Annotated in this window: 3 protein-coding genes; all 3 read right to left on the minus strand. The window is 60.8% G+C overall.

What is annotated here, in order from left to right:
- A partial coding sequence (locus H5U38_10900) for a hypothetical protein (GenBank protein MBC7187532.1) occupies positions 1–3,686 on the minus strand: 3,686 nt, incomplete at its 3' end.
- A 27-nt stretch (positions 3,687–3,713) separates the two neighbouring features.
- A complete protein-coding gene (locus H5U38_10905) occupies positions 3,714–6,740 on the minus strand; it encodes a TonB-dependent receptor (protein MBC7187533.1) in 3,027 nt (1,008 codons plus the stop codon).
- A gap of 52 nt (positions 6,741–6,792) precedes the next feature.
- Entirely contained in the window at positions 6,793–7,836 is a 1,044-nt protein-coding gene (locus tag H5U38_10910) for a LacI family DNA-binding transcriptional regulator (protein ID MBC7187534.1), read from the minus strand.
- Positions 7,837–8,076: the final 240 nt, after the last annotated feature.

The following is an 8,076-nucleotide window of genomic DNA, read 5'->3' on the forward strand; positions in this document are numbered from 1 at the left end:
ATGTGCACCTTAGCCCGCGCCGGCAAGTGGATAAAGTCCATCTTCCGTTCGCCGCGCCCGCTGACCACTGCCGGCGGCAGAGGAAGCTCATGCGCCGTGGCAACCACGTACGGGTTTGGCACCACCTTCACGCGCTCCAACTCGCGCGCCGCCTGCTCATCACTCAGGGCAGGCCGCTCCGTGGTGAACTCGAAGACATCTCCCGCCCGGAACGGCTTCCTGGTCACGATAGTCAATGTGTCGCCCGCGCCGTAGACGAACGCCTGGCCGGTGCGGCTGGTGAAGGTGATGTCGTAGGTGTAGAGCTGCTCCCCCTGCAGGCCGGGTTCCACCAGAATGAGCTCATCGAAGGGGGTCAGTTTGCCGTCGCCGTTCATGTCGGCAAACACAAAGTCGATGTACCGCCTATCGGTGAGGTTGTAGACCCGAAAGTTCACCGGGATAGGATCGATGTAGTACTTGGGAATGCCCAGCGAGGTGTCAATCACCCCATCGGCGAACTCGATGCGGTAGTCCGCAGGATGCCAGTAGCCCACCAGTCTTTCCACCCCAAAGTAGGTGTCGACAATGGTCAGGTTGAAATTGTATCCCTTCTCCGGCCGACTCCAACGGGAAGCCAGCGTGTCCAGCCTCACGGTCCAGTGGTTGTCGAAGGCCAGGCGCACCCCGTCGAAGATGTCGGTGTCCTTGGTCTCGCCCACCCACGGGCTCCCCTCGATGAACGGGCTGCGATAGACAGGGTAATACTGGTACGTGACAGAATAGGCCTCTCCATAGAGCAGGTCGCCGGACTGGCGTCCGCGAATACGGCCGCGGACCAGGTCCAGCTCGTACTTGGAGGGCGCAACCTCCCTGCCGCTGCCGTCCTTGACGACAATCGTCCCGGCAACAAGATGCGTGTGGGGCAACGCCACCGAAAAGGTGTCACGTGCGAGAAAGGTGCTCGTCACAGGAGTCACTTTCTGCAGCGAATAGAAGGTGGTGGTGGGCACAAAGTACTCATCCGGGTCCCGACCATCGACATTTGGCTCGCCTGAGTCAGGCAGCCCGTTTCCCTCCGTGCCGTCAGGATCGCGGGTGTTCGGCTTGCCGTCAGAACCGACATCATCGGTGAGGGCGTTCCAGTCACCATCGTTGTCGACGCCGTCGTTACCCGTGTCCAGGAACTCGATGCGGTAGGTGTGCCCGGTCTGTGCCTGCTCGTCAATGACCAAGTAGAAGACGTTGCCGGTACCGACGCTGGACAGCGGCGGCACCAGCACGCTCCCCTGGGGAGGCACGTAACCGGCCACCGCTGCATTGGGGATTGCCACCGCCGTGTTGCGATAGGTGCGCACCTCACCGGAAGGCAACACATCGATGCGCTTGTCGTTCTCCTTCGGGAAGATGTCCAAAGTCTCGTCGCCCCGGTCGTAGGCCACCACGGCGTAGAAGTAGCGCCGCCCGTTTTCCACGTCATAGTCGACGTAGCTGTGCTCGAGACCGGTGTCGTCGCCCAGGTAGAAGGAGGCGCCGTGGCTCTGCTGGAAGAGCTCGGCACTTCCGCGGAAATAACCTCTGACGCCATTCTTCAAGTCGAACTGCGCAATTGGCTTGTATTGGATGGGCCGGCCGTCCGCATCGGTGACCCCGAAGACCTCATTGAAGTTGTGATCGGTGGCGCGGTAGATTTTGTACCCCTCAAAGTCCTTCACCTTCAGCACCGGGTCCACCGACTCCTCGGCGCGCCGGTCCCAGTAGAGCGTGACTTTCCCATCCCCTGGGACCACAGTGAGCATGGGCTTCTCCGGCGGCGGCGGGAATCGATAATCGCTGTTGTAAATCTTTTGCACCGTCTCGCGGTTTTTCAGCAGGTCAGCGATGTCCACCTGCGGACCGCCTCCCTCTCCATAGACCAGTGCCAGCGAGAAGCGCTGCGTCTCGCCTGCGCGCAGGGGGAAGTAGCCGGAGCCGTAGATGAAGTCGCCGTCTTCGCCCCGCTCCGGCTTGTTGTTCACGATTGAGGAAGGAACTTCGAAGTAGCCGGGGGCCAAGCGCCGCCACAGGTCCTCGTCGTCAGCCATGGAGAAGGCACGGGCAGGGGTGAAGTACTCAAAGCTGGTCAAGCCGATCTGGTCAGATTCGTCCACATCGGTCTGGTCGAAATTCGGCTCGCCAGGGGTTGGCCGTCCATCGCCCTCGCCCGGGTCGTTCGTGCCCGGCACCCCGTCAGCGCCCACGTCGTCGTATTCGGCGCTCCAATCGCCATCGTTGTCGATGCCATCGTCACGCTTCTCGTCGATGAGAGGATCGTTTAGGCCCAGGCCAGTGATGTAGTCTTTGTGCCGCACCGGATTGAAGCGGTCGATGAGAACCTTGCCGGTGCGATCTTTGCGGATCTGGTAGTAGTGCAGGTAGTAGTTCTCGTCGATCAGCCCATCAAGGTCATTGTCAATCCCATCGTAGGCGTTTGAGTTGACCACCTCCAAGCCGTCCTGGATGACCACATTGCCTTCCACGAGCTCGGTCACGCCTGGGCTGACCTGCACCAGGTAAGGCACGCCCCGGGCGGCCCCGCGCGTGACGAAGGTGGTGTCTTGCGGGGGCACTGTCACCACGGTGCGGTTGTAGTCATCGTCGATCACCACCACCTTGTCGCCCGCGCGGATCACGCGCTTTTGAAAGTCGGATTGCACAAAGAGCGGCCCGGTGGCAGGGATCAACGGATGCTCCTCCGCGTCCCCGTCGTTGTCGATGCCGTCGTAGCCGTTCCCTGGACTTTCCAGAAAAGCATAGCCGACCACTCCCACAGGTCCGGTCCAACGGGGGTTCCGGCTGCAATTGTCATCAAAGTCCGCGGTGTAGGTGAGGTCCTTCTCTACATCGAAAAAGGAGTAGTCGTCATCGTATTCGCGATAGTCTTCGGTGGAGGTGACGCCCACATAAGTGCCCACCAGCATGCCAAAGACGACCTTGCTGTAGTCCGTGGTGCTGGTGTTGGTAATCTCGTAGAGCCAAAAGATACAGTCCTGGGCAAGAAAGTCCGACCACTGCATGCCGCGCACCTTCACCTGCAGACCCAAGCCGTTGCGGTTCGGATTGCGCGCGTCCGGCTTGAAGGCCACGCCCCAGCGGTTGTACTGCGCGACGTTGAACTCCTCGTCATTCTGGTCATCCATCACAAAGAAGCACTCTTCCGAGGCCGTGGTGGTCTTGCCAAAAAAGCCGTTCCAGGAGCCGGGCCAACCGGGATCGAAGGGGTCATTCATCTTGTCTGGCCAGACCGGGGGCCAGGATCGCGGATCGCTGTAGAGGGCGATGCCTTGGGAATACTCGTTGAAATACCCGGCCACCGGCTCGAATCCCCAGTAGGTACCTGATGGCGAGAGCTCGTGTTGCGTCGTCGGCCGGTCCACTGGACAGACGACCACGGAGTGGAATGTCTTGCCCTGAGCGACAACCTCGGCGCCCACCAACGGGCTCACGTCGCCGATGTAGCCGTTGTCGTCATAGATCCAGGCGCCTCGTTTCCCTCGCTGCGCTGGCTGCCCGATGACGCCCCAATTGCCAAAGACGGTCTTCACCAAGTTGCCGCGCATCACCGCATCGCGACGGTACTGACGGCCGCTCTGCGCCTGCGCCCTGTCCGCCATCGCCAGCGCTGCCACCGCCAACAGCACTGCCATTATGCCAAATCGGCTTCTCATAATCGCTCTCCGCGCTAAATCGCCTTCCTAACGGGTCTGGCCAAAGTCAAAGGTCACCCCCACCTCTACCCTGCGAGGTTCGGAGTAATGCGTGGGATTGGTGAACCAGTCCTCCAGCGTGTTCACCAGTTGCAAGGGGTTGCTCGACCTGGCCACCGCTTCGTCATAGGTAAAGCCCGCACGCCCTGTGTCGTTGTAAACGTTCACCTCATTCAGCCTGTCCAGCACGTTAAACACTCGCACAAACAGGGTCAGCACCCCGGGCTTCAGCCGGAACTCCTTGTAGGCCCGCAGGTCGATGTTCAGGTTGCCCGGTTTGCGCTGGCTGTTGGTAAGCAGGGTCGAAATGTCGGCAGTGGATCGCGGTGTATACGGAAGCCCGCTCCCCAGTTGCCCAATGAGGCTTGCCCCATACCCTCGACCCGCGTACGAGAGCGTGCCGTTCAGGGTGTGGCGCTGATCCCAGTCTAAGGGGGTGAGCTGCACTTCTGGTAATGCACCGCCACTCAAGGCGTTCCGTGCCTGCTCCGGGTCAGAGTTGGTCCCCTTGGCAATCTGCATGGTGTAGTCCAGCGAGGCGGCTAAGCCACCCGAGAAACGCTTGTTCAGCGACACGATGATGCCTCTAATGAAACCAAAGTCGCTGTTGACCAGTTTGCTGTACCGCCCAAAGCCACCAAACAAGACAATCTCTTGCGCCTGCGTTCCCGCCAAATTGCGCACGTCGCGGAAATAGCCCGTGATATGGAGGGACAGGTCTTCGGCAAGTTGTTGCTGCAGGCCGATCTCGCCGCTCACCGTCTGCTCAGGCTTCAGATCCGCATTGCCGATCACCCCCAAGTTCCCTGTGCCGGTCCCCAGCTCAAAGTCCGGGTTCTGGTACAAGCGCTCGAACCGGGGTATCTGGAAAAAGTGCCCGTAGGAGAAATGAATCACGCCCCTGTCCGTGATGGGGAAGGAGACTCCCAGCCTGGGGCTCACCTGCACCTTGGCACTCGCCTTCTTGTACCAATACTGCTGCCGCTCCGCTAAGGTGACGGCCGGCTCGCCAGGGTCCCAGATGCCGTTCCCCTCGGTGCCGTCCAAGTCGTGCGTTCCCGGCTTGCCATCGCTCCCCCAGTCGTGATAGCGGTTCTGCGGCTTGATGGGGTTGTAGATGGTCGGGTCGGTCTCATCAGTCAGCACCACGCCATCCGGCTCGAAGTAGTCCATGCGCACGCCCACATTGACGATAAAGTTCTTGAACTCCATCTTGTCCTGCAGATAGGCGGAGAACTCGGTGGGACGATGCGTGTATTGGCTCGCGTAAATGGTCGAGTCCGGCAGAATGCGCGTGGCGATGAAGGGACTGTCGAACAGCGGATCGATGGCCGATTGCGTGAGAACCGGTTGCAGGGTGACGTCCCGCTGGTAGACCTTGTGTTTGCGGAACTCAAGCCCTCCCTTGAGCTGGTGGGTAGCGGTCACCTGGCTGGTGAGATCGAATTTCGCTAAGTAGGTGTCCGTGCGCCGTTCGAAGCGCGCGTTGTCCGTCCCACCCGTCTTGAAGCTGTAGGCCCCTTGGAGGCCGATGTCGGGATGGACATAGCGGGCATCATGGGGGTCTTCGTACGTCCAACTCTTGTACGCCTTGCTGAACTGCGAGAAGCCAAGCGTATAGAAAGTCTTCGAAGAGACGAGGTGCGTGACCTTGATGATGTTGGTGAGCCCCGTCCTAAACCGCTGCAATTGACCGTCGGGGTTGTACTTGTAATCGCGTTGATAGTCCTGGTAGTCGACGTCATCCAGGATCACATTGTACGCCAGTTGCAGCCAGGGCACCGGCTTGTACATGAGCTTGCCCTGCAGGTAGAGCTTGCGATTCCAGTTCATGGGCACAAAGGCACCATCGCCCCGTCCGCCCTGGTGGGAGGCACGCAGTCTCTGGTAGTAAACCGCAAACGAATCGGCACTGATGTTCCGCGCGCGAAGCTCATTCTGCGTCAGGACCGAGTCCAGCAGGGCATTGGTGCCCAACACGTACTGGAAGCCCCGCTGGCCAGGCCCCACCACCCTGCTTTCCGCCAGGAATTCTGGAAACACCTGCTCCACCACCTGCTCCGGCAGGACCACGCTGGCTGTCACCGCCTGGGGCCGGTAGCGGCGCTGTCCAAACAGCCAACCGTCGAAGTAGATGTAGCGCGCATTCACAAAGTACGAGAGCTTATCTCGCCATAGAGGCCCTTCTAAGCTGCCCTCCACGTTGCGAATGGCCACCGGGTTGATGTTCTTGATGTGTGGGAAGATCTTGTCGTGCGTGCTCAGGTGATCGCCCAAGTAGGTGGTGAATGAACCGCCAAACGTATTTCCGCCTTCCTTGGTGGAGATGTTGACGATCCCGGACATGGCCTGCCCGTACTCGGCGTTGAAAGCCCCGCTCACCACCTGCAGCTCTTGCACCATGTTCTTGTTCACGTCAACGACCGTGCCCCCGTCGTAGACGTCGGTGACCGGGATGCCGTCGATCCAGTAGCTTATCTCGCCAGAGCGGCCGCCGCGGATGTGCAGGCCACCGCCGGCATCCCGTACCAGGCCGGCAGTCAGCGCCAACGCCTCGTGCACTTCGGTCACCGGCAAGGCCTTGATCTCCTCAGAACCCATGACGGAGGTGCTCGCGGTCAAGTCCTTGACCACCATCGGCCGCTCGGCTACCACCGTGACCGCCTCGCCCAACTCCAGAACCGTGCTCCGCAGCTTGAAGTTGATCTCTGTGGTCAGGTCGATGGACACGCGCACATTCTCGACGCGCATCGGCGAGTAGCCGATCATGCTGGCGCGCAAGGTGTAAGTGCCAGGCGGCACAAAGAGCACCACGTACCGCCCGGCGCCGTCGGTGGCGGCCCCCATGGTGGTCCCTTCCAGGGTGATGTTCACCCCAGGCAGGGGTTCGCCCGTCTCGGCGTCCTGAACCACGCCTGCGATCTTGCCGGTGGTGCCTGCCCAAACGAAACTTGGCAACCATAGCAGCAGGAGGCCGATCGCAGCATTACGCCCACAGCGCTGCACTATTCTCATTGCATGCCACTCCACATTTCTCCCACTGTCGCAGAGATTGACCCTTCTCCCCTTAGGCGATTGCCACCTGGCCCTCGACAGAGGCGTGTGCCCCACAACTGCGCCGCACTACCAAACTGGTGGCAAAGGTGCGCACGAAGCGCGGCGCCTGCGGGTGCGTGATGCGCTCCGCCAACCTGTCCACGGCCAGGCGGCCCATCTCCAGCATCGGCTGGCGCATGGTGCTCAAACCGAGTAACTCAGCAATCTCGATGTCGTCGAAACCGACAATGGCCATGTCCTCAGGGATTCGCACGCCTGCCTCAGTGGCCGCGCGCATCGCCCCTTCGGCCTGGACGTCGCTTGAGACGAACACTGCGGTGGGGCGCTCCTGGCCCAACGCCAGGAGTTTCCTCATGGCCCGGTAGCCTGCTTCCCTGCAGAACCCGTCCTGGCCAGGAATGGAGTCGACCACCACGACGTAGCGTTCGTCCACCTGCACGCCGGAGTCGGCCAGGGCCTGACGATACCCTTGTAGCCGCACCCGCGCCGGCAAACTACGCAGGTGGCCGACAATCATGCCCACGCGTCGATGGCCCAGCTGCAGCAGGTGACGGGTCGCCTGGTACGCCCCTTCGCGATTCTCCACGGTGATGGAATCCAAGGCCGGATGGAAGCTGTCCACCAAAACAATGGGCACTTTGGCACTTATGAACTTGCGCGCATAACGGTCGGAGATGGGCAGGGAAATGAGCAACACGCCGTCCACGCGGCGCTCGCGCAGGGTGCGCTCCAGGAAGAGCTCTAACTTGTCGGTCTGATGAACGCTGTAGAGGATCAAATCGTAGTGATGGCGGATCGCCTCTTCTTGCACGCCGCGCAACAGCTCGACAAAAAAATAGCCCGTGAAAATGGGCAGGATGATGGCGATCATGTCGGTCTTGTTGCGGGCCAGACCCTGGGCGAGGGCATGGGGGCGATAGTTGAGTTCCTGAATGGCTTTCAGGACGCGAGCCTTGGTGGCGGCGGCGATGAGTGGGCTATCGTTGATGGCGCGCGACACGGTGCCGATGCCGACTCCGGCGCGCCTGGCCACATCGTAGATAGTCACCGGCATGACTGGTCTCGTTGGCGATCGGGCCATCGTTTGCTGAGACGCACTGCCGAACGGGCTGGAAGCCCTTCCAGAAAGCGCCGTATGTTACGAAAAAAATCGCCAAAAGTCAAGTAGATTTTTTCGCCGGAAAAATGAACTATCGGGCGGTTCCTTCACGGGATTCCCTTGCCGAGGCCCGCGTCCATGGCAACCGCGAGGACCTGCCTGATGTTGTCCCGGCCGTCCGCACCTCCCTCAAAA

The organism is Calditrichota bacterium (assembly GCA_014359355.1).
GTDB lineage: Bacteria > Zhuqueibacterota > Zhuqueibacteria > JANLFK01 > Oleimicrobiaceae > Oleimicrobium.

What these genes read in the sequence shown, in the direction of transcription:
- H5U38_10905 (MBC7187533.1), bottom strand. Translation starts at nt 6,740, where the DNA reads ATGAGAATAGTGCAGCGCTGTGGGCGTAATGCTGCGATCGGCCTCCTG.
- H5U38_10910 (MBC7187534.1), bottom strand. Translation starts at nt 7,836, where the DNA reads ATGCCGGTGACTATCTACGATGTGGCCAGGCGCGCCGGAGTCGGCATC.